Consider the following 22,669-nt stretch of genomic DNA (forward strand, 5'->3'; position numbering starts at 1 on the left):
CGGTCTCAACGCGGTTTGAAGGCGGCGATGGCGGCCTGCCCGCCATCGCGCCAAACGACCTCGACGGTGTCGAAGGACCGGCCGCTCAACGCCCGCAGATGCCAGTCGGCCGGTGGATGCCACTCAGCCGATGTGGCGCCGTCGAAGAGGACGGCCCGTTCCGCCACGGCCGGACCGAGCACCGGATCCGCCGCGACACCCGCCCACCAGCTCGCCCACGAGCCGTCGTCGACCGTGATCCGTTTTTCGACGTCCGCGTCCGGCATGTCGTCCACCGTGACCAGGAATCCTCCGGGACGGACGAGACCGGAGAGGTCGGCGTACACCTGAGTCAGCCGCTCGGCGGGCAGATAGTGCAACGTCATGATCGCGACCACGACGTCGTAGCCGCCCGGCGGTAACGGGTCGGTCCACGCCGGATCACGCAGATCTGCACGCACCAGCCGGACGGGGGGGCGGCAGCGTCGACCGGGCGATCGCGAGCATCACCGGATCGAAGTCGACCAGCGTGACCTCGGCCAGGGGGAAGCGTTCGATCAAGCGGGCGCTGAAGGTACCCGTACCGCCGCCGAGGTCGAGGACGCGCGGCGCCTTGGTTGCGCAGCGGGTTCGGATGAGGTCGATCATCCGGTTCATCGCTTGGTCCCGGCTCGGCTGGTACTTCGCCATGAGCCGGTCCCAGGTGTCGCCCCAGGTCGTCATAGTGACAATGATAATCGATTCACTGAAGGGGTGCCCCGCATTTAGTCCTCTAAATGCGGTCGTGGACCACCTTTCGCGGGTAGACGCCCCATGGCGGGGCGCGTAGGAACGAAGAATGGCTGAGGAGAGGTCCAGACGAGTGTTCCTGTCCACGTCCGCCGCGCTGTCGGCGGTGGCCCTCACCGGGATCCCGGCCGGTGCCGAAGAGCTGGGCGATCGGGGGCCCGGCCGCGCCATTCCACCGCAACGGCCCGACGCGGAGCTGCGGCAGATCCTGCGGGAGATCGACGAGCACCGCATCGAGGCCACCGTACGCAGGCTGGCCGCCTTCGGGACGCGGCACACGTTGTCCTCGCAGACCGATCCCGTCCGCGGTATCGGCGCCGCCCGCGACTGGATCTTCGCGGAGATGACGAAATCCGCGGAGAAGTCGGGTGGCCGGATGACGGTCGAGCTGCAGTCGTACCTCCAGCAGCCGGCGCCACCGCGGATACCGGTGGCCACCACGATCACCAACGTCGTCGCCACCCTGCGCGGATCCACCACGCCTGAACGGGTTTACGTCGTCTCGGGCCATTACGACTCACGGTGTTCCGATCCCTTGGACGCGACGAAAGACGCGCCCGGCGCCGACGACGACGCCTCCGGGGTGGCCGTCGCGATGGAGCTCGCCCGGGTTCTCGCCACGCGCCGCCCGGCCGCGACCATCGTGTTCGCCGCCGTCGCGGGCGAGGAACAGGGCCTGTTCGGCGCACGGCATCTGGCCACCACCTACAAAGCGGCCAAAATGAACGTGCAGGCGATGTTCACCAACGACATCGTCGGTTCGAGCCGGGCGGACGACGGAACGCGGGATCCCCGGACCATCCGGCTCTTCGCCGAAGGGGTGCCGACAGCGGAAACGCCGGAGCAGGCGAACATCCGCCGAGCGGTCGGCGGTGAGAACGATTCGCCCTCGCGACAGCTGGCCCGGTTCGTGCGGTCGGTCGCCGAGAACGACGCGACCGGGATGTCCGTCCGGGTGATCTACCGGCGCGACCGCTACCTGCGGGGTGGCGACCACATCCCGTTCCTGGAACAGGGCTATCCGGCCGCGCGGTTCACCGAACCGCACGAGGACTACGCGCATCAGCATCAGGACGTCCGGGTGGAGAACGGCAAGCAGTTCGGTGACCTGCCGGAGTTCTGCGACTTCCCGTTCATCGCCAGGGTCGCGCGGGTCAACGCGGCCACGATGTGGTCGCTGGCGACCGCGCCCGCCGCCCCCGACGACGTCCGGATCCGGACGAACCAGCTGACGAACGACACGGATCTGGTGTGGCGACGCGGAACCGACCCGGACCTCGACGGCTACGAGGTCGTCTGGCGGGAAACGACGGCGGCCGAATGGACTCACGCGATCGGGGTCGGCGACAAGACCGAGGCTAAAGTCGATCTGTCGAAGGACAACGTGTTCTTCGGTGTGCGCGCGGTCGGAAAGAACGGCCGCCGTTCTCCGGTGGCGTTCCCGACACCCTTGAGTTGATGCCTGATGACAGTCACGCCCGACGACCTCGACGCGGCGATAGCGAGTGTGGCCGACGGATTGCGCCAGGCGTCGGGCCGTGATTGGTCGGCGGCCACCGGCACCGGCGAACTGAACGCCTGGCGGACCGCCGAGCACCTCGGCGACTGTCTCATCTCTTACGCCGCACTGCTGATCGCCCGGCCGTCGACACCGCGTTTCGTGTGTTTCGAAGCCGTCGCCGACCAGGCGGCGACACCGTCGGAGATGCTGGAGTTCGTCACCGTCGGCGGCGGCATCCTGAGCGCCACCCTGCGCACGGCGGCCCCGGACGTCCGCGCGTATCACCCGAGCGGCCGCGCCGACCTCGAGGGTTTCGCCGGAATGGGCTGCGTCGAGGCGCTCGTCCACGGCGAGGACATGGCGCGCGGCCTCGACGTCACCCTCGATCCACCGAGGGAGGTGTGTTCCCGTGTCCTGGCGCGGATGTTCCCGGACGTGGACGCCGCCGGCCTCGATCCCTGGACCGCGTTGCTGTGGGCGACGGACCGGACGGAACTGCCAGGACGGCCGTCCCGCGCGGGCTGGCAGTGGCGGGGCGCGCCGCTGGACGACAGCGCGGCCGGTTAAGCGGGGTCGCCGCGCAGGATTGGGCCATCGCACGGTCACTGACGGCCTACGAGGAGTAGGTGGATACGGCCGATCGGCGCAACTTGGCTGGTGAAACGTTTGCCACCGCGGAATCCGGGAACTTTTCGGCTATGTCCAGATGGCGAACCACCAGCAGAAGCAACACGGCCGTACGGATCATCATCGGCGTCGGCGCGCTGTTCGCTTTCATCGAACTGCTGTACATGGTCATGGTGCTCGCAGGTGCCAACGCGGGGAACGGTTTCTTCATCTTCATCCAGTCACTGGCCGGTCCGCTGGCGTTGTTCTGGCCAGGCCTCTTCCCGGTGAGTGACCCGAATCTCGCGGTCATCCTCAACTACGGTCTGGCCGCGGCGTTCTGGGTGATCCTGGCGGGCGTCATCGCCCGTATCGCGGCCCGCTGACCCCCTGCGGCGGCGACCGGCGTCCCGTTCGGCGACACTGGACGGATGAGCGAAGGCAGACGGTTCGACCTGAACCCGCTTCCCGAGCTGTTCGGCCTGGCCGCCGCCGGGCGGGCGCTGTTGCCGAATGTGCCCCTGACCCCGGCCGCGGTGCTGAAGACCGTGACCGAACAGCTGGTCGGGCGCCGGTTGACGACCAAGGTGGACGGGCACGAGGTCGGGCTCACCCTGACCGGGCTCGACTACCAGGCCGACAGCCTCAGCCTCGCCGCCACCGGCCGGGTCGGTGACGTCCGCATTGTGGTGGAGGACGTCGACTGGCCGGACACGCCGCTCGAGCGCGTCACCGTCCTGGCGTCGAACGTCAGGCTCCGGTCGCTTCCCTCCCCGGCAGTGATCCCTGAACAGGTGAAAATGGCGATCCGGGTGGCCCCCGAGATCCTGCGGGAGCGGGTCGCCGAGGTCCGGCCGGGCATCATCGTCACCCCTGGCGAGGACGGGCACTTCCATGTCCGCTGGGAGAAACGGCCCCGCTGGGGTCATCTCGCCCTGGAGTCCACTGTGGAGGAAGACGCCGTCGTCCTCCGGCCGATGGCCGTCCACATCGGACGGCGCCGGTTCGGGCCGCCGTCCCGCCTCAAGCCGATCGTGCTCCCCCTGCCGGAACTGCCACGCGGGATCCGGCTCACCGCGGTCGAAGCGCACGACGGCCACCTCGTCCTGCAGGCTCTGGCCGACGAATGGCCGGAAAAGCTGTCCACCATCCCGCTCGGCGACCTGCTGGGCTGGGTGATGACGGCGGTGACCACGCTGACCCTGCCGAGACTCGGCGGCCGCTGACCAGCGCGCGGACCCGTCGTAGTGATTTGGGTCGTTCTGGCCAACGGTGTTTTGGTTACCTACGGCGGGTGAGCTAGGTAGCGCTGGGTCCGTGAAGGACTCCTTGAGGGACCCAGAGTCCCTCAAGGAGTCCCTCACGGACCCGAAACCCCATCACAAACCCCAGCGGCACCACCAGTCACAACAGCGGCGCGAGCAAGCCCGCAGGCCACGAGTAGGTACCTGAGAGAGGGTTCGTTCTAACGACCCAAATCACTCACGACCACCTGTACCGACGCCTCACCGGACTAGCTGTGCAGCGGGCCCTCCGCGACGCGCACCGCGGGCGCGGCCGGCGCCGCAGGAGCAGCCGAGGCACTTTCCGCCTGCGTCCCGCCGGAGGAACGCACGAGCCCGGCCGACTTCCCGCACACCTTCTTCTTCTCCTCCGAGGTCATCTTCTTGCCGACCGTCCTGGTCTGCCCCACGACACCGGGCGCCGGGCCCTCACCGCTGAAGTTCCAGACGTACCACTGGTTGTGACCCCACCGGCGCTTGTCGTACCACATGTCGTACGAGCCGCTGGCCACCCGCATCACCGGTGAGCGGTCCAGGCCCGCCCAGTAGCCGGGGTTGACCTCGATCCGGGTCTCGACGCTCTCGCTGGTCTCCCAGCCCCACTCCTGGCCCCACGTACGCTTGTACGCGACCGACCAGTCGACGAGGAACTCGAAGCCGGCGCTCACGCTGATCTCGTTCGACACCGTGTTCTTCCCGCTACGGGTGTCGCGTTTGCCGATCACCTGGGTGATCTTGTTGGCGCTGCAGTTGTACACCGTGTCCACGCGGCCCCAGTTTCCGTAGAAGTCCTGGCCGCGCTGATCGACGTGGGCGTTGCAGGTCTTGGTGGCGTGGCCGCAGTCCTTGAGCAGTTCGGCGCGTGACGGTCCGCGCGAGTACACCACCGAACTGCCGCGGTCGTTCATGTTCGACCCGTAGTTGCCGCTGTCGTTGGCGTACCACTCCTGGCTGCCGCCTTGGTATTCGGCGTGCTCGTACATCGTGATGTAGCAGTTGTTGAAGGTCTGGAACGAGGAGATCTTGTCGTTCCAGTCGCCGAGGAAGCCGATGGTCTGGTTGGTCCCCTCGACGCACGGCGACCCGGTGACGGCGACGCTCGCACCGCCGAAGTTCGCGTGTTCGTAAAGCACGCTGATCACCGTCGCGGAGGCACCGACCTTTCCGGCCTTCGCCGCGGCGAGGGACTCGCCGACACTGCCGAAGCACCGGATCACCCCGGTCGCTGTGTCGGCGACGCAATGATCACCGCGTTGTTCGGCGCTCGCTGGGGTACCACCGGCGAGGCACACCACCACCGCGGCCGCGGCGGCCGCCCAATGTCTGTACTTGCGCACGTCTGAACTCCCTGAGGAAGACGGAACACCGACCACGACCTGATCGGCGTTACGCAGTCCACCACGGGAAATCGGACGTGCCCATGCAGAAAGACCGGCAGAGTTTTTTCGCTTTCCGATGATCGGGACGCGCTAGGCCGATTCGCCGCGCTCGCGCAGGTATCGCGTGTGGTCGGTTTGCCGATGGACATCACCGGCGTAGAACCGTTCCGCGATGCGGTGCGCTTCGGTCTCCAAAAGCTCCAGTTGCGCGAGGAGTTCGTCGGAGGCGCTCGGCTCACCGGCCCGCCGTTTGGCCGCGAACCACCACGGCAGATTCAGGTAGGTCTCCACCGACAGCGGCAGATCCGTCCGTGCCAGCCGGGTGACGGCGTGCTGGACGTCCGGGTTGGCCGCCCACCGCTCCGGCCGTGACAACATGTCGTCGATGATCCCGGCGATCCGCCGGACACCGTCCACAGAGGACTCCGGCATCCGCTGCGCTCGCTCGGTCACCTTGGCCACCAGCGAATCGAGGTCCGCGCGCAGCTGCCCGGCTTCGACGACCGCGTCCACCGGCACCAGCCGGACCCGTTCGGGCGGCGCGAGCAGGGCGAACACCGCGTAGAGCCCCGCGACGACCACCGGCCACAGGCCGCCGACGACGCCGGTCAGGTACAGCGCGAGCCCGATCAGCCCGCCGACGCAGCCGGCGAGGTTCTTCGTGGAGCCGAGGTACCGGATCATTGGTACCCGCGGATTTCCTGGAACACCTTGGGCAGCACGTCACCACGCGCGTCGAACACGTTTCCGCCGGTGCGTTTCGCGACCTCGCTCAGTTCGGTGGAGTCGCCTTCGCCGAAGATCACGGTGAACACCGGGATCTGCCGCATCGCCTCCGGTAGTGCCGGGAACTTCCGCTGGAAGTCCGCGAACGTGGAGCCGCTCGCGTTCGCGCCGTCGGTCATCAGCACGATCGAGGTGAACCGGTCCGGGTCGCGGGCGGCCAGCGGACCCAGGATCTGGTACGCGCGATCCAGGCTGTCGTAGATCGCCGTACCGCCGTCCGCGTCGAGGTCTTCGGCGAAATGCTTGATCTTGTCCAAGGTGGGTTGTGGATCGCCTTCCGGGACGACGAAGGTCTCCGGGCGGCCCGGCACCGTGTCGAACGGCAGCATCGTGACCTCTTCGCGGCTGCGGAACCGCCGGTACCGCCCGGTCAGCGAACCGTCGGCGCCGGTCAGCCCGGTGAGCGCGGTCCGCAGCGCCTCGATCCGGTCTCCCGCCATGGAGCCGGAGGTGTCGAGCACGTACAGCGTCCGCGAGGGTCGCCGGATCTTGTCGAAGTAGGCGCCCAGCAACGCGTCGACCGCTTGCTGCGTCGCGGGGAACGGCAGCTCGACGAGGTCCTTCTGCACAAACTGCTGCCCCAGTTGGACGCCCGGGACGACCGGGCGGCGCTGCGTGGTCTCCATGATCTTGCGCTGCGTGTCCGGGGTGCGCAGCCGTTCGGCCAGTTTGCGGTGCGCGTCGCGCGCGTCGGAATTCGCGCTCTGCAACAAAGTCAGCGGGTAGTCCGCGGTGACGACGCCGTCGGAGGGGTACACCAGCGTCAGCGGTTCGGGGAGCTTCCCGCTCGCGTTCATCGACAGCAGGACGGACTCGTAGTTGATCAGGCCGTCGACCTTCTTGCCGGGATCCTGACCGGTCGCACGCCGTTGGTAGGCCTCGGAAAGCCAGCCGGACGAGCCCGCCGACATCGCCTGCGCGCTGAAGAACTCGGTCAGTTTCGGGGTGACGGAAGCGATCTGCTGGGCGTCGATGGCGTTGCCCGCGCCCGCGAGCGCCGAGGCCACCCCGACCAGGGCCGAGAACCCGGAGTTCGACGCCGACGGATCGGTCATGCCGTAGGAAAAGGCCTTCTTCCCGGCCTGCTCGGCGATTTCTCCCCAGCCCACCGGCCGCCCTGCCCAGCCGAGCCGCTGCGCCGCCGACGTGGACAGCCCGAGCACCACCGGCGAACTCATGATCTTCGCCTGCTCGCCCAACCGTTTCGCGGCTTCGGGAACAGCCGCGGGATAGCGGTTCGACGAGAACCAGACGGCGTCGTACTGGCCGTCCGCCTTCCCGCTCGCGAGCGATTCGGTGCCCTCCAGCGTCCCGGCGAACTGGAACTTGACCTTGACCCCGGTGGCCGCCGCTTCCTGCTCCAGCAGCGGCCGCATATCCGCCAGTTCGCTGCCCGCGAGCACCCGCAGCGTACCGGCTTCGGCCTCCCCGAGTCCGTGCGTCCCGTCTTCACTCGAAGCACAGGAAACCAGCGACAGCGCGCAAACAGCGCTGATCGCCGTGACCGCCCAGCGTTTCACGATGCCCCCTCGGCCGTCGCCGTCTCGTGAGACCGGCGCAGATGGTCTTCGGCACGCCGGATCTCCCCGGACAACGCCTCCACGGTCGCCGCCATCGTCGAGACGGCCCCCGCCTTGAACTCGTCGATCGCGTCGATACTGCGGTAGATCCGCTCGAACGACTCGCGGATCGTCGCCACCGCCACCGCCGGATCGCTGCCCGCGCGCTGGATCTCGGCGCTCCGCAGTTCCAGCAGTTCGGCGTTGGCCCTGATCAGTCCGTCGGTGGTGGCCTGCACGGCCTGGACCTCGTCGAGGACATCGCGCTGCCCGGCGAGCGCGCCGCTCACCAGCAGGGCGATCCGCAGCGCCGCGACCGTGGTCGACACCGCCCGTTCGATCCCCCGGATCAGCTCGTCGTTGTTGCGCCGCACCAGATCCAGCGCCAGATAGCCCTGCGCGCTCACCGCCAGCTGGGTCAGCAGGTCCTGATGCCGCAGCCGGATCGGATGCAGCGCGTCGGCCCGCAGTGCTTTCGCCCGCGCTGGATCGGTCAGATCGAAGATCTCCGCCTGCCGCTCGACCGCCGCGTCCACCGCCTCGGCGAACGCGGCCGCCTCCGACAGCTTGCCGAGCGTCTTCCACAGCCGCTCCCGCTCACCCTTGAGCGCGGCGTTGTCGCGGCGGAGGACGTCTTGGCGCGCTCGCAGGTCCAGTACCAGCGCGTTCACCGGCTCGTTGGCGGCGCGATAGCGATCCAGTGCCTTCTTCGCGCTGCCCGCGACCGGGATCAGCCCCATCAGTTTCCGGCCGGTGATCGGCAGTTTCGCGGGATCGATCTCCGCGACGGCCCGCCGCAGCCCGGCCAGACTCACTGTCGCCTGCTGTTGTGGCGACCCGATTTCCGCCAGCGCCCGCGTCGAGCGATCCAGCAGCGCGCCCGCGACGGTCGCCGCCGCGCGCATGTCGGCCTCCCCGACCGCGAGCAGTTCGTCCAGGACACGGGTGAACTCCGGCGATCGGACGTCGAGCGCTTCGAGCCGCCGCGCGAAACCCTCCGCGCGTTTCGCGACCTCGGCGTGGACCTCCGGGCCGAGGGTGACCAGGCCGGCGGCCCGCTCGGCCGGGATCGCCTCCACCGGTTCGGGTGGAGTGAGCGTGAAATCGTCCATCAGTACTGCTTCTTCACGGCGTCGAGCAGACGCTCCAGGGTTTCGAACGACGGCGGCTCGACGGCGTCCACCAGATCGGCGGGCACCGGGGCCTTCGCCGCGGCGACGACGTCGGCGAACAGGCGGGGGTCACCGGTGCGGAACCCGAAGGTGGCGGCGAGTTTCCCCAGTTCCGGATCGGTCGCCAGCAGCCTGCCGACCTGGTCGCCGTTCGGTTTGAGCGGGACGAGCGTGTGCTTCGAGTACACCGTCGGCGCGGTGTAGAGCAGGCGCATGTCCTGCCTGATCGAGCCGTCGCCGCGCACCAGCCTGTCGACGAACTGCGACTCGTAGATGAGCGCCAGCGGCGTCTTGCCCATGCCCGCGGCGAGGTAGTCCTCGAACGGCCCTTCGGTGCTGTTCTGGGTGTATCCCTGGTCGATGAACAGCTTCGACACCCCAGGCAGCACCTTCGCCTCGGCCTCCGGCGTGTTGACGACGTTGTTCCCGTTGGCGACGAAGGAAACGATCGACAGGTACATCGCCGCCGAGTTCGACTCACGCGGGTCCGTGGTGGTGACCAGGACGTTCTTGCGCGCCGGGAAGGCGGTGTTGCCGGGCAGCTGGTCCCAGCGCGTGCCCTTCTGCGTGAGTTCGAGGTACTTCGCGACGTCGAGGACCTGGTAGTCCCCGGCGCCCTTGCGCACGATCCCGTTGGCGGCCAGCAGGTTCACGATCGGTTCGAAGGTCGCGATCGCCATCGGCGACTGGAACGGCGTGTGCACGCCGGTCACCTGGTGATCGCGCTGGATCCGTTGCGCGGCGGGCGACGAGGACGGGAACGCGAACTCGTACTTCCCGAGGTCCATGCTCGCGATCTGCCGCGAACCGGCGGTGTCGACCTCGACCTTCAACCCGTGCCTGGCGAACGCGTCCGCCACCCGCTTGTCGGAGAAGAACGCGAGTTTCTCCGAACCGATGACCCCGCGCACCGTGGTCAGATCGGTTCCCTGCGCGGTGTTCTCGTCACCGCCCCGGCCCCAGACGATCACGGCGACCACGGCCAGCAGCAGCACCACGGCCAGGCCGATCGACAGACGGCGTTTCACCGACCCACCCCCTCGTTCACAGGCCTGATCCTTCAGCCCGTTCACCTCTTTTGACGCGCGGGCGAGCCATTTCGAAATGAACGATCGATGAACGGAAGACGTCGTCAGTTTTTGGCGAAACGTTGGGGTAGAAGGAAAATCAGATCACGGACTGCTCCGAAAGGGGCAGGCAGACGGTGAACCGCGTGTTTCCCGGTTCCGAGTCGACGCGGAGATCGCCCTGATGCCGTTCGACGATGATGCGCCACGAGATGTCCAGACCGAGGCCGGTCCCCTGCCCCACCGGTTTGGTGGTGAAGAACGGTTCGAAGATCCGCTGCCGGATCTCCGCCGGGATCCCCGGGCCGGTGTCGCCGATCTCGACGTGCACGTGATCGTTCACCCGGGACGTCCGCAGCGTCAGCGTGCCCTCGGCACCTATCGCGCCGAGTGCGTTGTCGACGACGTTCGTCCACACCTGGTTCAGTTCGCCCGCGTAGGCCGGGATCCTCGGCACCGTGTGGTCGTACTCCTTCACCACCCGGATGCCCGGCCCGATCTTCCCGGCGAGCATGACGAGGGTGGAGTCGAGCCCTTCGTGGACGTCGATCCACTGATGTGGCGCGCGATCCATCTGGGAGTACTGCTTGGCCTTGCCGACCAGTACCGAGATCCGCGTCGTCGAGTCCTCGATCTCGCCCATCAGCATCTCGGTTTCGAGCGCGTACGCCAGCCAGCGGACGGCGCCGTCGAGGAAGGTCTCCCCCACCGATTCCAGCAAGCGATCGAGATCGGGCACGGTCAGCCCGGCGCGGACGTAGATGTCGGCGAGATCCCAGCCCTGGTCGATGCCGTGCTCGTCGAACCAGTCGCCGATCTCGTCCTCGCGGTCGGCCTGCTGCATCGCCGTCAGCCTCGGCGCCGAAGAGACCTGTTTGACCAGCTGCTCCTGGATGTCGAGCAACTGCTCCAGCAGCGCCGGGTCGACGCTCTTCTTCGCCAGCATCGCGAGCTTGTGCCGCATCCCGGCGACGCGCTCCCGCAACGACGCCGTCGCGCGCACGGCGGCCGCGGCCGGGTTGTTGAGTTCGTGCGTGAGCCCGGCGGACAGCTCGCCGAGCGCGAGCAGTCGTCGCCGTGAACCGATCACGGTGTCGCTGTTGCGCCAGCCGAGGTACATCCCCTCCAGCAGATGCGTCGCCATCGGGAACCAGCGGCGGAACTCGGTGGCGAACTCGGCCGCGGGCAGGGTCAGGAAGGTGAGGTCGCTGACCGCGTGCACCGAAGCGCCGTAGGTGTGTTCGGTCTCCTGATGCACGAAGAACTGCGTCGCGCCGCAGTACGCGCCGCGCTGGTCGGAGCGGACCACCTCGACCTCGGTGCCGCCGACGAGCCGCGTGATCCGCAGCGCGCCGGACAACAGGAGATAGAAGCAGGTGGCAGGCTCACCCTCGCGGATGATCGTCTCGCCGCCGGTGTACCGCTCCAGCACGGCGTGCTCGTCGATCCAGTCGAGCTGTTCCTCGCTGAGATGCTCGAAGAGGAAGAGCCCGCGCAGTTCTTCCCTGGGCAGAACGCTCACTGTTCCTCCAAGTAGCGATGAACCAGGGTGACCGCCATGGCGCCTTCGCCGACGGCCGAGGCGACGCGTTTCACCGACGCCGCACGGACGTCACCGGCCACGAACACACCGGGGATGGACGACTCCAGGTAGTGCGGGTCGCGCTCCAGCGGCCAGCCGGGCGGCTGGGCGCCGTCGGTCAGCAGATCGGGTCCGGTCCGGACGAAACCGTGGTCGTCCCGCAGGATTTCCGTGCCCAGCCAGTCGGTGCGCGGCGCGGCGCCGATGAAGATGAACAGATGCCCGGTGGGCACGGTCTCGGTGGTGGCACCGTTCTCGCACAGGGTCAGCTGTTCGAGGTGGTCGTCGCCGTGTGCCTCGACCACAGTGGTCCGCGTGCGGACATGGATGTTCTCGATCCCGGCGATCTGCTCGATCAGGTAGTGCGACATCGACGCTTCGAGCGACTGGCCGCGGACGAGGATGGTGACCTCGGCGGCGTGTTTGGAGAAGAACACCGCCGCCTGGCCCGCCGAGTTCGCGCCGCCGACGATGTAGACGTGCTCGCCTTTGCATTCGGGCGCTTCCGTGGCGGCGGAACCGTAGTAGACGCCGCGGCCGGTGAGTTCGGCGATGCCCGTGGCCTCCAGCGCGCGGTAGGTGACGCCGCTGGCCAGGACCACCGCGTGCGCGGCGATCTCGGTCCCGTCGCCGAACATGACCACGCGCGCCGAACCGCGCGCCTCCAAACCGACGACGTCGCGAGCGGTGAGCACCTCGGCGCCGAACTTCAGCGCCTGACGCCGCGCGCGGTCGGTGAGCTGCGCACCGGAGACGCCGTCGGGGAAGCCGAGGTAGTTCTCGATCCGGGAGCTGGTGCCCGCCTGCCCGCCGGTGGCCTTGCGCTCGACGATGACCGTGCGCAGCCCCTCCGACGCGCCGTACACGGCCGCCCCGAGCCCGGCCGGTCCGCCGCCGATCACGATCAGGTCGTAGAACTCCTGCGCGGGCCGCGTGGAGAGGCCGACGGCGTCGGCGAGTTCCGGCCCGGACGGCTGGCGCAGCACCGAGCCGTCCGGCGTGACCAGCACCGGGATGTCCTGCGGTGCGGCGTCCGCGGCCTCCAGGATCCGGCGGCCCTCGTCGTCGTCGACCGAGTACCAGCGATACGGCACGGCGTTGCGCGCCAGGAAGTCGCGCAGGTGGAACGACGGCGACGAGTACCGGTGGCCGATGAGCTTGATCTGATCGACCGGCCGCTCCCCCACCGCGCGCCAGGTCTCCACCAGCGCGTCGATGACCGGGTAGAGCTTCTCCTCCGGCGGATCCCACGGCTTGAGCAGGTAGTGGTCGACGTCGACGACGTTGATCGCCTGGATCGCGGCGTCGGTGTCGGCGTAGGCGGTCAGCAGCGCGCGGCGGGCGTTCGGGAACAGGTCCATCGCCTTCTCGAGGAAGACGATGCCGTCCATCTGCGGCATCCGGTAGTCGGCGAGGATCGCCGCCACCGCGTCGCCGCGCAGCTTGATCTCGCGCAACGCCTCAAGGGCGTCGGCACCGGAATCGGCCCGGATGATCCGGTAGTCCTTCCCGTACCGTTTGCGCAGGTCGCGGGCGACCGAACGGGATACGGCGGGATCGTCGTCGACGGTCAACAGGATCGGCTGGCTCACCGGATCAGCCTAAGCCCTATTACGTTCGGGCCGTGCTGACCGAAGCCGAAGAAGTGATCCACGCCCGTACCGCCATCGCGTGTGAGGCGGCCACGGCCGCCGGACTCGCCGGTCGCTTCACCGCCTGGTGCGAAGACGGGCTGCTGGTCGTGCTGGGACGGCGACCCGCCGACGCTGGTGCTGCCACCGGGCCTGCTCCCCCACGGCACCGGTCTCGTGCCCGCCGGTGACCGTCCGATCGCGATCCTTCCGATCGCCGGATTCGCGACCGAGGACACGGACGTCGAAGACGCGTCCGACATCGACGTCTTCCTCCGGATCCTGCTCGAAGGGTACGAAAGCGGCGACACGGTGAGGTCGCTCATCGCCGCCGAGCACGCCGATCCGCGGATCCGGCGGTCGCTGCTGGTCGAAGACGGGGTGCCGATCTCCGCCGCGGCCCTGAGCGCGCACGGTCAAGGCGTCGTCCTCGGCGGGTCCGCCACGCCACGGGCGCACCGCGGCAAAGGGGCTCAAGCTCGGCTGCTCCTCCACGGCCTGACCGTGGCCGCTCGCGAAGGTCGCCGCTTCGCCGTCGCGACAGCGGTTGAAGGCTCGTCGAGCCTGTCGAATCTGCGCCGGGCCGGAGCACAGGTCCATCTCCGGCAGGCTTTCAGGCCCGGGTGAGTTTCCGCAGCCGGAAGGCCAGCACGAGCAGGATCACGCCGTAGATCAAGGCGTAGATCCCGACCAGCAGCGCGATCCCGTACGCGCCCGCGATCGGGTTGAACACGATCACGATGCCCGCGATCAGCGAGATCGCACCCGCCGCGATGAGGAAGGCCTCGCCCTCGATCTGCTTGCGCAGCCGGATCGCGGCGACGATCTCGACGATGCCGGTGAAGATCGCCCAGAAGCCGACGAGCAGGGCGAGCACCAGCACCGTGATCCCCGGCCAGAGCAGGACCAGCACACCGGCGACGATGCCGAGTACACCCAGCACCCCGTAGGCGGCACGGTGGGCGGCGTCGCCCGGCCGGAAGGCCTGCATCACGCCGCCGATGCCGTCGAAGATCGCGTAGATGCCGTAGATGATCGCCAGCGCCAAGACGGTCGTGCCCGGCCAGATCAGCGCGAGCACTCCGAACAGGACGGCGAAGACCCCGCGGACGGCGGCGAGCGGCCAGGCCAGGCGGGGTTCGATGGCGGTGAAACCGACGAGAGGCATGTCCCGAGTATCGAAGCGCCGGAGAGCGTCCGCGCGGCACACCACCCGTTCGGGGGCCGGTGCGCGCCGCGACCGCCATCACGGCGCGCACCGGGGCTCAGGGATACGCGACGAGGTTCGCCACGTTCGTGCCCGAATCGGACGGTCCACCCCGGTCGTTGATGACCCGGTTGATCGTTCCGTTCCCGCCGAGCGAAACGGTGACCATGCTGCGGAACCGGACGTTCGGGGTGTTCGGCACTTCGATGGCGCGATCGGCGACCACGCTCGGATTCACGTTGAAGAAGCAGTAACTGCCGAGCCCGTACGCCTGATGGTCCGTCACGGAGTTCGCCACCTTGTAAGCCGCGTAACCCCGCGTCGACCCGTTCATCCAGGCGGCCTGATTCGGTGGGTCGTAAGGCATTTCGTTCTGGTAGAAGTACGTCCTGCCGCGGTTTCCGTTCCAGATCGTCTGGTATTTCTGGTAATGCTCGACGAACAGGCCGTACATCGTGACGTCGTCGCCGTTGACGGTCAGGCCGGTGTCGGCGGTGTTGGTGCCCCATCCGACCCCGCTGCCGTGATCGGCGCGCCAGATCCACAGGTGGTCGCCGATGACGTCGTCACTGTTGACCACCAAGCTGTTCGTGGCCTTGCCGACGCCCGCCCCGCCGACGCGGAAGAACACGTCGTGCAACGAAATCGGGTTGGCCGCGTGGTCCTGCGCGGAGCCGGCCGGGCCGACCTCCATCAGCGTGTTCGAATTCGTGGTGCCCGCGTCGATCAGCACGCCTGCCACCTTGACGCCGTCGACGTCGGCCACCGTCAGCGCGGTGATGCCGTTGTCCGGGATCAGCGTCGCCAGCCCGAGGCCGAGCACGACGGTGTCCGGCCTGGTCACGCGAAGCGTCTCGTTGAGGTGGTAGACGCCCGGCGTGATCAGGAGATCTTTCCCCTCGGCGAGGGCCGCGTTGAGCTGCGACGCCGTCGTGCCGGGCTTCGCGATGAAGAACCGGCTGATCGGCAGCGCCGTCCCCGGCTGGCTGGCGCCCCACGTGACGCCCGACGCGTTGGTGCGCGTGGAAGGCACGAAGACCTGGTACGCGCCCGCGTTGTCGACATGGAGGAAAGGCTTCTCCCGCACGACCGGCGTCGTGTTCACCGTGGTGTACGGCGGATTCGGGAAACCGGTCGACGGCGCGCCGGTGACGCCGGCGAACACCATGTTCCAGTTGGACCCGCTCCAGCCGCCGAACTGCGAGTTGCGCGAGATCCACTGCTGCTGCGAACCGGAACGGACCTGGCCGTCCACCTTGACGTCGGACATCCAGCCGCCGCTGGACCAGCCGCCGTCGTCGAGCTGCAGATTGCCGCGGACGTGCATGCGCCGATAGGGCGCGGCCTGCGAAACGGCCCAGCGGTCGGTGCCGCCGTTCGGGTTGACGGAGAGGTTTTCCGCGCCACGCCAGAAGTTCTGTGTCGCGTTGCCCTGGAACCAGTCGGCCTCGGCGTGCACCGCGCCGTTGATCGTCACGTTGTCCGGCGAGAGCCCGAGCCCGAGCACCTGCGTGTAGAACCCGACGTTGACGTCGACGTTGTACGAGCCCGGTTTGAACAGCAACGCCTTACGATTCGAGCCGAACTGGTTGGTCTCCTGCTGCGAGAACACGCTGTTGACCTGGGATTGGATCGCCGACTGCGACATACCGGGGTCGAAGACGAGCACGTTCGGCCCGAGATCGGGGTCGGCGGTGCCGGTGACCGGAGTGAGCCGGAACGACTGCGCCCCGCTGCCGTTGCACGCGTACTGCTGCAGCTGCGCGCTGTCCGCGGTCGACGCTCCGGGGATGTCGAGGCACCTTCCGCTGTTGCGGCTGACGAAGTGATACGTGCCACCGGATTCCTCGACCGGCTGCCACTGCTGGTTGGCGCCGCCGCCGTAGGTCCACAAGTGGATCAACCCGCCGTCGGCGGTCGACACGTCGGCGACGTCCCACACCCGCGCCGGGTCGTTGCGCGTGTTCACCCGATAGAAGCCGCCGGAGGTCGGCTGGAACTGCCACTGCTGGGAGAAGGTCTGGTTGCACGCGTACTGCTGGACGACCGTCCCGTTCGCCGTCCCGGCGGCGCGCGCGTCCACACATTTCCCGCTACCGGTCGTCACCGTGTACCAAGTGTCGGCCACGATGGCCGCCTGAGCCGCCGGAGCCACCACTATCAGTGCTCCGACCAGGGAAAACAAGGCTAACAGAGCTGCTCTGGCCCTCATCAGGACCTCCTCCGCGTCATTCGGGCAGGGCGAGCTGAGGTGGAGCCCAGTGGAGACGCGGCGTAGCGGGCGGGGACCTCGGCGTCACGATGGTCGAAAACGTAACGGCGGTCACACGCGGAGTCAATACACGTCTAAAAATAAGGTTAAAAGATGCAGGTCAGAGTGTTTTGCTGGACCCGCGACCGCTCAGGGTGACCCCCGCGTGAACGGCCTCCGCGGGCGGTGTAATGTATGGACACACGAGATGCGGAGTTCAACTTCGCTCCGGGGCTATGGCGCAGCTGGTAGCGCACCTCACTGGCAGTGAGGGGGTCAGGGGTTCGAGTCCCCTTAGCTCCACAGTGACGAAACACCGCCCGCCTGGCAATTTAGCCGAGGTAGGGCGGTTTTTTCGTTCCGGCTCACTTTGAGAATTGGCCTGACGAACTTCAGTTACTGTTCAGTAGGTGGAGCAAATCTGGAGCACGCCGTCCCACCCATGCCAACTGGGGTCACATCGTCTGCTCCAGCTATGTAACCCGACCGGGTGGTCTACCCATGACCCCGCAGCCGTACGAACCCGTCAACGCCGATAAGTTGCAGATTCCCTCGGATTAAAAGTCCTCAACTTGGCTATATCGGCTAGTGCCGAAGAGTGTCGGACTCTGTCGATTCGCGCAGGTCAGCGCAACGTTAGGCCTGCGTCGAGTGTCGCGTCGTACTAAGCCGCATCAGGCTCTACTTCGGCAACGGAGCCCAATCGGAGACGGCGTAGGTCCCGGCGAAGCATCCGACCGCGGCCGTGACCCACATTCCAGATATTCGTCAACGCCTGCGGTGACGTGACGGGACAGACCGAGCTGAAAACGATATGTCACCAGTGGACAGAACCGCCCATCGCGAGGAAGGCGAGATAGCCCGAGCAGACTGAGCAGGTCAGGCCCGCAAGGCAGCACCCGCATCGGCCCGAGAACTCGACCTACGGTCCCCCTGCGTGTCAGCACATCCACTTCCACCTCACCCCCACTCGGCGGAACCCTCCTCAAAGAACTGACCAACACCAAGGGCCCAGGCGACAGCTTCGCCTTGACAGGGAGAGCCGCTAGGCGCCCTCTCCCTGTCGGCGATTACCCCATCCCTCAAAGAGAGCCGACGCCAGCCAATGACGCCTTTCGAAGGCCATATGCTCCGCTGTAACGCCGCAACCGCCATCCGAAGGACGCTGCGGATTCGCTCCTCGCGCGAGCAAGTAAGCTGTGACATCCACATGTAGCGGCTCACCCGACTGCGTGTGGCTATCGATCTCAACATCAATGGCATGGTGCAACAGCGTGAGTCCTCCATGCTCTTCATTGATGTCAGCGCCGGCATCAAGTAGTTCGCAAAGCAGCGGAAGATCGCCCATCTCAACAGCCTGATGAGCAGGACCGAGGTCAGTCACTATTTATCCTCCGGTTGTTACCTTCAGTTCCCGCCTTCGTGGAGCGTCAGTAGCACTGCGGTGGAAGAGCCGGGACCGTCGTGAGGCCGCTGGCAGCCTCCGACCGGGCGGTACCGACTACTGGCGAAGCTGGGCAGGGGGCGTCATGGGGTGTGCTGCTGGCGAGCGGTCCCGACGGGAGGCTGGTTGCGCTGAAACAGGTGCTTGCTCCCCTGAGCCAGGACTGGGTATCCGTTCTCGCTTTCGACTCGAGGTCGCGGCTTCCCGGAGGGCCTCAGGCCCTTACACCGCCGCCGTTGTCGACGCCGACCCAACGCGAACCACCCCGTGGCTGGCATCGTGTTCACCCCGGGCCTGCCCTCCAGGACGCGGTCGACACCGCCGGGCCTCAGCCATAGAGGCAGCACTGCGCCCAGCCGCGGGACTTGCGCAATCGGAAAACGGCGCGACTGGGTCGACACAGCTTTATAGCCATCAGCTAGCTTTCCTGGTTTGAGCATCTGCACCAGACTATCGTCGCTTCTCCATGACCACAGGCCATGGAGAAGGCTCAGCGAGCGATGATTGACATGATCAGGCGCGCCACGGGTCCACCTCACGAAGAACAGGCCCCAACAGTTCTCGAAGCTCAGCACCGGGTTGACCAGGATCCGGGATCATCTCGACACCGCTCACAGTGATCAGCCCGCGGACCTCCTCTGGCCCCCGCCTGAACTCCTCTTCGAGCCAACCAACCACCGATCTGCAGACTTCGGGGTGAGAGGTGCGATGCTCCACCAACCATCGGACAACGTCGGCCATCACGAGATGCGGCAGCACCTCACCCTCATTGTCAATGAGATGCTCTTCAAGAATAGGGACCAATTGCCGATGGGTATCGATGAGTGCACCGATGGCCGCAATGGCGTAGGCGCTCATCGGCCACCTTGCAGGACCGACGAGAGTTCATCGGCAAGACTCTGCGCGACAACCCGGTCGTGGTAGTCCGCGTTCTGGTTGCGGCGCAGCCAGTTATTGAGGCCTCGAAGTGTTTCTCGGCCCTTGATCGTGTGCATTCGCCCGCCTGTCGGTACACCAGTGACGATCTCATTGCGGATCGCCTCCATCGTCGTGCCGTTACCAACCCGGTTTGGATTGGTCGTGCCCTTGTAGAGATTATTTATCAGATTTTGCAGTTTTGTGCTGCCAACCTGAGGCGTGGCCAATACGCCATCAACCGCTTCGTCAGCAACAGATGCCGGAGTGCCTGTACCTACCGCCGCCCTTCCACCTGCCGCTGCCGCTGCACCAGCGCCGACCGCGACCGGCACAGCACCGCCGGCCTCGACGGCTGCGGCTTTGGACGCAGTGGCCCACACGCCGACTTCATAAGCAGCCTTACCAGCCTTCCCCCATGGGAAGAAGAACAGGGCGGCTTGAAGGGTTTCTTCCCAGCCGGGTGGGCTGGGGTCACAGCTGCGGACGTCGGGGAACTCGGAGCAGAACGCGAACCCGAACTGGGCGAAGTCCGCAGGCGGCTGCGCAACCGGCAGGTGTTTCCACGTGGCGTACTGGGTCTGCCAGGTAGCCCGTCGCTGCTTCGGCGACATCTTCGGCGTGTCCTTGCCGAAGGATGTCGGGTAGTCATGCTTCGTGTCCTTGGGCGACGGCGGCGGCGCCACCGGCGGCGTCCACGCTCCACTGCTCCCACCACAGTTGAGGTCGCACTCCGGGAGACCGGCTGTGGGTCTGGACCCACCAGCTGGTGGGTCCAGACCCATACCGGGCGGATCTTGGTCTTCGTAGCGTCATGGCCATGACGAATTCAAGGAACCAGGAAGTGGCGGCCGAGGGTGATGTCCGGCAGTCCTTCGACCAGGTGCGCAAATGTGTCCTGCTCTTCGGTGTGGTCAGTGCGATCGTCCTGGCGACCGTGGCCGCGGTCGCGCTGACCGGGGGCTCGGTGAACACGTTCATGTGGGTCCGGGCTGTCATCCTGCTGCTCGCAGCTCCGTTGCTGCACCGGTTTGCCGTGCAGGCGGCGCGGGAGGAGCGCAAAAGCCTGGAGCGCCTGCGCGTGGTGAGCACGATCCTGCCGATCGCGATCGTCGGGGTGGACCTGATCCCGGGGGTCTGTCCCCCGTGGTACACGGTGATGCAGGCCGTGTCAGCGGTGCCGCTGGTCGCCGTCGCGGTGATCACCCGGCGTCGTGTCGTGCGGGCTGTCCGGTGAGAATCGACCATGGACGGCGAGGAGGACGGCGAATGGGACGGCTGGGTGCGTGGCTGAGCACGGTGGGCGGCGGATTCGTCAAGTCGGTGCTGCTCGCCGCCTCGGCCCTGCTCCTCCCCGCGCTGTCGTTGGTGCCCGCTGTGGTCTCCGCGCTGTCGGGTTCAGCCTGGTCGTGGACCAACCCGTGGTCGTGGGTGGGCCTGCTGTCGATCTTTCTCCCGCTCGCCCTGGTGTGCGCGCGGTGGCTCGGCACGCTGTTCCGCCGCCTCGCGGGCCGGTGGTGCGGTCTTGTGCTCCAGAACGGCTACCGGCTGCCCGAAACCGCTCCGGAACCGGTGCTGCTGTCCACCGGATACTGGTGGAACGGCCACTCCTACGAGCGCACTCGCCGCGACGCCGAGCTTGATCAGCACTGGCGACGGCGGATGGGTGATCCGGCGTACCGGCGGGACGTGCGATGGGTGCTGCTCGCGGCCGTCACCGTCGGGCCGGTGTGCGCGGTGCCGTCGATCGCACTGACCGGCGCGGTGGTCGCCTTCGTTCACGCATCGCCGACCTCCGTCCTGGCCGGGCTTCCGCTCGTCGTGGTGGCCGTGGCCGGCGCGCCGTTCGCCTGGCGAATCCTCGGGCCGCTCGGGCAACGGTGGCTAGGACCGCCCGACGGCGGCGTGACCGCCGAGCGGGTGCGGGAGTTGGAGCTGCAGCGCGCGGACCTGACCACGGCGCAGGCCGCGGAGATCCGCCGCATCGAGCGCGACCTGCACGACGGCGCGCAGGCTCGGCTGGTCGCGGTGGGACTGTCCCTGGCCACCGCGGAGCGGCTGATGGACGAGGAACCGGAACGGGCCAAAGAGCTCCTGCGCGAAGCACGCAAGGGCACCTCGGCCTCGCTGGCCGAGCTGCGCGAGCTCGTGCGCGGCGTCAGCCCTCCCGTGCTCGTCGAGCGGGGCGTGGCCGAGGCGATCCGCGCCCTCGCCCTCGACAGCCCGGTCGACGTGCGGGTCGACGCACCCGGACGGCTGCGGTTGGAGGTCCCGATCGAGGCCGCGGTCTACTTCGCCGTCGCCGAGCTGCTGGCCAACGCGGCCAAACATACGCCCGCCGCACAGGTGCGCGTGCGGATCCGCCCACGTGGCACCGCCGTCGAAGTAGACGTCGAGGACGACGGCCCCGGCGGCGCCGAGGTGGTGCCCGGCGGCGGGCTCGACGGTGTCCGCAGGCGCCTGGCCGCCTTCGACGGCACACTCACCGTGGTCAGCCCAGCGGGCGGCCCGACCCAGATGAGAATGGTGGTGCCATGCGCGTCGTCGTAGCCGAGGACCTCTACCTGCTCCGCGACGGCATCGTCCGGCTGCTGGAGGCCTACGGTCACGAAATCGTGGCCACGGCCACCACCGGCCCCGAAACACTGCAAGCCCTGCTCACCCAGCGGCCGGACATCGCGATCGTCGACGTCCGGATGCCACCGACGAACACCGACGAGGGCCTCACCGCCGCGCTCACCGCGCGTGCGCGGATCCCGGGACTCCCGGTGCTCATCCTCTCCCAGCACGTGGAGCAGCTCTACGCCCGCGAACTCCTCGCCGACCAGGCCGGCGGGGTCGGGTATCTGTTGAAGGACAGCGTGTTCGAGGCCGAGCAGTTCCTCGACGCACTGGAGAGGGTCGCCGCCGGGGGCACCGCGCTCGATCCCGCCGTGGTGTCCAAGCTGTTCGGCCGACCGGCCGCGGCCTCGCGGCTGGCCGAGCTCACCGAGCGGGAACGGTCCGTGCTCGCCCTCATGGCCGAAGGGCTCTCCAACGCCGCCATCGCCGGCCGACTGTTCCTCAGCGAGAGCGCGATCAGCAAGTACACGACCACCACCTTCGACAAACTCGGCATCCACGACGACGGCACGGCCAACCGGCGCGTCCTCGCCGTCCTGGTCTACCTCGGCGACAGCCAGCACTGACCGCCCCGCACCGCCGGTAGTACGACGGCGCTTAACCACGTGAGTGACCAGTTCGTGGATCACTGTGCGCGTAACCCGGAAATCAGCACACCGGTGAAATCGGAGACGAAACAGAGCCCAATAAAACCGAACTTAAAACGAAAACACTCACATAACCCACGAGTGCGCCGGGTCGACGGTAATGTTGATCTTGAGCCGCCAACGGGACTCGAACCCCTGATCCTCTGTTTACGAGTCCGCAGCCACTTGAGGCCATGCCGACCCTATCGAGTCCGGGTAACCATCGGGAGCGCCAATGACTTGTTCGCCGAGCACATGAACTTCGAAACG

Annotated in this window: 22 protein-coding genes and 1 tRNA gene; 9 read left to right on the forward strand and 14 right to left on the reverse strand. The window is 67.5% G+C overall.

All coding sequences use genetic code 11. From position 1 onward, the window contains the following. Positions 1–5: 5 nt before the first annotated feature. Both ACZ7KI_RS00445 and ACZ7KI_RS00450 read right to left on the reverse strand, forming a co-directional pair. Positions 6–440, reverse strand: coding sequence for a hypothetical protein (locus ACZ7KI_RS00445; RefSeq protein ID WP_470271102.1), 435 nt, complete (start codon positions 438–440; stop codon positions 6–8). Then, positions 421–702 (reverse strand): class I SAM-dependent methyltransferase, encoded by a 282-nt coding sequence (locus ACZ7KI_RS00450; RefSeq protein ID WP_470271103.1) that lies wholly within the window; start codon positions 700–702, stop codon positions 421–423. The genes ACZ7KI_RS00445 and ACZ7KI_RS00450 overlap by 20 nt, the downstream gene beginning before the upstream one ends. Before the next feature lie 115 nt (positions 703–817). Between ACZ7KI_RS00450 and ACZ7KI_RS00455 the strand changes: the two genes are divergently transcribed. From ACZ7KI_RS00455 to ACZ7KI_RS00470, 4 genes are all read left to right on the forward strand, one after another. Beyond that, complete coding sequence (locus ACZ7KI_RS00455) at positions 818–2,227, forward strand: M20/M25/M40 family metallo-hydrolase (protein ID WP_470271104.1); 1,410 nt, start codon at positions 818–820, stop codon at positions 2,225–2,227. 6 nt (positions 2,228–2,233) lie between these two features. Beyond that, a complete protein-coding gene (locus ACZ7KI_RS00460) occupies positions 2,234–2,836 on the forward strand; it encodes a hypothetical protein (protein ID WP_470271105.1) in 603 nt (200 codons plus the stop codon). 131 nt (positions 2,837–2,967) lie between these two features. Further along, entirely contained in the window at positions 2,968–3,261 is a 294-nt protein-coding gene (locus ACZ7KI_RS00465) for a hypothetical protein (protein WP_465502774.1), read from the forward strand. 45 nt (positions 3,262–3,306) lie between these two features. Continuing rightward, complete coding sequence (locus ACZ7KI_RS00470) at positions 3,307–4,101, forward strand: hypothetical protein (RefSeq protein ID WP_470271106.1); 795 nt, start codon at positions 3,307–3,309, stop codon at positions 4,099–4,101. 287 nt (positions 4,102–4,388) lie between these two features. Here the strand turns inward: ACZ7KI_RS00470 and ACZ7KI_RS00475 are convergent, their stop codons facing one another. The 7 genes from ACZ7KI_RS00475 to ACZ7KI_RS00505 form a co-directional block, all read right to left on the reverse strand. Beyond that, entirely contained in the window at positions 4,389–5,495 is a 1,107-nt protein-coding gene (locus tag ACZ7KI_RS00475) for a peptidase inhibitor family I36 protein (protein WP_470271107.1), read from the reverse strand. Between the two features lie 132 nt (positions 5,496–5,627). Then, positions 5,628–6,221: a hypothetical protein gene (locus ACZ7KI_RS00480; protein WP_470271108.1), complete on the reverse strand. Its 594-nt coding sequence runs from the start codon at positions 6,219–6,221 to the stop codon at positions 5,628–5,630. After that, entirely contained in the window at positions 6,218–7,843 is a 1,626-nt protein-coding gene (locus ACZ7KI_RS00485) for a hypothetical protein (RefSeq protein WP_470271109.1), read from the reverse strand. Before ACZ7KI_RS00485 ends, ACZ7KI_RS00480 begins: the two co-directional genes overlap by 4 nt. Beyond that, a complete protein-coding gene (locus tag ACZ7KI_RS00490; RefSeq protein WP_470271110.1) occupies positions 7,840–8,994 on the reverse strand; it encodes a toxic anion resistance protein in 1,155 nt (384 codons plus the stop codon). Before ACZ7KI_RS00490 ends, ACZ7KI_RS00485 begins: the two co-directional genes overlap by 4 nt. After that, the gene (locus ACZ7KI_RS00495; RefSeq protein ID WP_470271111.1) at positions 8,994–10,082 is read right to left on the reverse strand and encodes a hypothetical protein; all 1,089 of its coding nucleotides are present in this window, start codon (positions 10,080–10,082) and stop codon (positions 8,994–8,996) included. The genes ACZ7KI_RS00490 and ACZ7KI_RS00495 overlap by 1 nt, the downstream gene beginning before the upstream one ends. Before the next feature lie 139 nt (positions 10,083–10,221). After that, complete coding sequence (locus tag ACZ7KI_RS00500; RefSeq protein WP_470271112.1) at positions 10,222–11,643, reverse strand: ATP-binding protein; 1,422 nt, start codon at positions 11,641–11,643, stop codon at positions 10,222–10,224. Beyond that, a complete protein-coding gene (locus ACZ7KI_RS00505; protein ID WP_470271113.1) occupies positions 11,640–13,295 on the reverse strand; it encodes an NAD(P)/FAD-dependent oxidoreductase in 1,656 nt (551 codons plus the stop codon). The genes ACZ7KI_RS00500 and ACZ7KI_RS00505 overlap by 4 nt, the downstream gene beginning before the upstream one ends. An 81-nt stretch (positions 13,296–13,376) precedes the next feature. On the opposite strand from ACZ7KI_RS00505, the gene ACZ7KI_RS00510 reads away from it, so the two are divergent. After that, a complete protein-coding gene (locus ACZ7KI_RS00510) occupies positions 13,377–13,961 on the forward strand; it encodes a hypothetical protein (protein ID WP_470271114.1) in 585 nt (194 codons plus the stop codon). Here ACZ7KI_RS00510 and ACZ7KI_RS00515 read toward each other — a convergent pair. Then, positions 13,948–14,502 carry an HdeD family acid-resistance protein gene (locus tag ACZ7KI_RS00515; RefSeq protein ID WP_470271115.1) on the reverse strand — a complete coding sequence of 185 codons (555 nt, stop codon included), beginning with the start codon at positions 14,500–14,502 and terminating at the stop codon, positions 13,948–13,950. The genes ACZ7KI_RS00510 and ACZ7KI_RS00515 overlap by 14 nt on opposite strands. A gap of 97 nt (positions 14,503–14,599) precedes the next feature. Then, positions 14,600–16,753, reverse strand: a complete 2,154-nt coding sequence (locus tag ACZ7KI_RS00520; protein ID WP_470271116.1) for an RICIN domain-containing protein — start codon at positions 16,751–16,753, stop codon at positions 14,600–14,602. Positions 16,754–17,022: 269 nt separating this feature from the next. Here ACZ7KI_RS00520 and ACZ7KI_RS00525 point away from each other — a divergent pair. Continuing rightward, positions 17,023–17,095, forward strand: a tRNA-Ala gene (locus ACZ7KI_RS00525). A gap of 742 nt (positions 17,096–17,837) precedes the next feature. Here the strand turns inward: ACZ7KI_RS00525 and ACZ7KI_RS00530 are convergent. From ACZ7KI_RS00530 to ACZ7KI_RS00540, 3 genes are all read right to left on the reverse strand, one after another. Further along, positions 17,838–18,176, reverse strand: a complete 339-nt coding sequence (locus tag ACZ7KI_RS00530; RefSeq protein WP_470271117.1) for an ankyrin repeat domain-containing protein — start codon at positions 18,174–18,176, stop codon at positions 17,838–17,840. A 573-nt stretch (positions 18,177–18,749) separates the two neighbouring features. Further along, entirely contained in the window at positions 18,750–19,094 is a 345-nt protein-coding gene (locus ACZ7KI_RS00535) for a DUF7674 family protein (RefSeq protein WP_470271118.1), read from the reverse strand. After that, on the reverse strand, positions 19,091–19,837 hold the full coding sequence (locus ACZ7KI_RS00540; protein ID WP_470271119.1) for a hypothetical protein: 747 nt from the start codon (positions 19,835–19,837) through the stop codon (positions 19,091–19,093). The genes ACZ7KI_RS00535 and ACZ7KI_RS00540 overlap by 4 nt, the downstream gene beginning before the upstream one ends. A 134-nt stretch (positions 19,838–19,971) precedes the next feature. Here ACZ7KI_RS00540 and ACZ7KI_RS00545 point away from each other — a divergent pair, with 134 nt between their 5' ends. The 3 genes from ACZ7KI_RS00545 to ACZ7KI_RS00555 are packed head-to-tail and all read left to right on the forward strand — an operon-like array spanning position 19,972 to position 22,339. Continuing rightward, positions 19,972–20,388 carry a hypothetical protein gene (locus tag ACZ7KI_RS00545; RefSeq protein WP_470271120.1) on the forward strand — a complete coding sequence of 139 codons (417 nt, stop codon included), beginning with the start codon at positions 19,972–19,974 and terminating at the stop codon, positions 20,386–20,388. A gap of 32 nt (positions 20,389–20,420) precedes the next feature. After that, positions 20,421–21,701 carry a sensor histidine kinase gene (locus tag ACZ7KI_RS00550; protein WP_470271121.1) on the forward strand — a complete coding sequence of 427 codons (1,281 nt, stop codon included), beginning with the start codon at positions 20,421–20,423 and terminating at the stop codon, positions 21,699–21,701. After that, positions 21,686–22,339 carry a response regulator transcription factor gene (locus ACZ7KI_RS00555; RefSeq protein WP_470271122.1) on the forward strand — a complete coding sequence of 218 codons (654 nt, stop codon included), beginning with the start codon at positions 21,686–21,688 and terminating at the stop codon, positions 22,337–22,339. The genes ACZ7KI_RS00550 and ACZ7KI_RS00555 overlap by 16 nt, the downstream gene beginning before the upstream one ends. Positions 22,340–22,669: the final 330 nt, after the last annotated feature.

Source organism: Amycolatopsis sp. NPDC039088 (assembly GCF_055598845.1).

Bases quoted from the DNA above. Each gene is read 5' to 3' on its own strand.
- ACZ7KI_RS00465 (WP_465502774.1), top strand. From the start codon at position 2,968: ATGTCCAGATGGCGAACCACCAGCAGAAGCAACACGGCCGTACGGATC.
- ACZ7KI_RS00545 (WP_470271120.1), top strand. From the start codon at position 19,972: ATGACGAATTCAAGGAACCAGGAAGTGGCGGCCGAGGGTGATGTCCGG.
- ACZ7KI_RS00555 (WP_470271122.1), top strand. From the start codon at position 21,686: ATGCGCGTCGTCGTAGCCGAGGACCTCTACCTGCTCCGCGACGGCATC.
- ACZ7KI_RS00450 (WP_470271103.1), bottom strand. From the start codon at position 702: ATGACGACCTGGGGCGACACCTGGGACCGGCTCATGGCGAAGTACCAG.
- ACZ7KI_RS00520 (WP_470271116.1), bottom strand. From the start codon at position 16,753: ATGAGGGCCAGAGCAGCTCTGTTAGCCTTGTTTTCCCTGGTCGGAGCA.
- ACZ7KI_RS00535 (WP_470271118.1), bottom strand. From the start codon at position 19,094: ATGAGCGCCTACGCCATTGCGGCCATCGGTGCACTCATCGATACCCAT.
- ACZ7KI_RS00470 (WP_470271106.1), top strand. From the start codon at position 3,307: ATGAGCGAAGGCAGACGGTTCGACCTGAACCCGCTTCCCGAGCTGTTC.
- ACZ7KI_RS00490 (WP_470271110.1), bottom strand. From the start codon at position 8,994: ATGGACGATTTCACGCTCACTCCACCCGAACCGGTGGAGGCGATCCCG.
- ACZ7KI_RS00480 (WP_470271108.1), bottom strand. From the start codon at position 6,221: ATGATCCGGTACCTCGGCTCCACGAAGAACCTCGCCGGCTGCGTCGGC.
- ACZ7KI_RS00515 (WP_470271115.1), bottom strand. From the start codon at position 14,502: ATGCCTCTCGTCGGTTTCACCGCCATCGAACCCCGCCTGGCCTGGCCG.
- ACZ7KI_RS00460 (WP_470271105.1), top strand. From the start codon at position 2,234: ATGACAGTCACGCCCGACGACCTCGACGCGGCGATAGCGAGTGTGGCC.
- ACZ7KI_RS00455 (WP_470271104.1), top strand. From the start codon at position 818: ATGGCTGAGGAGAGGTCCAGACGAGTGTTCCTGTCCACGTCCGCCGCG.
- ACZ7KI_RS00550 (WP_470271121.1), top strand. From the start codon at position 20,421: ATGGGACGGCTGGGTGCGTGGCTGAGCACGGTGGGCGGCGGATTCGTC.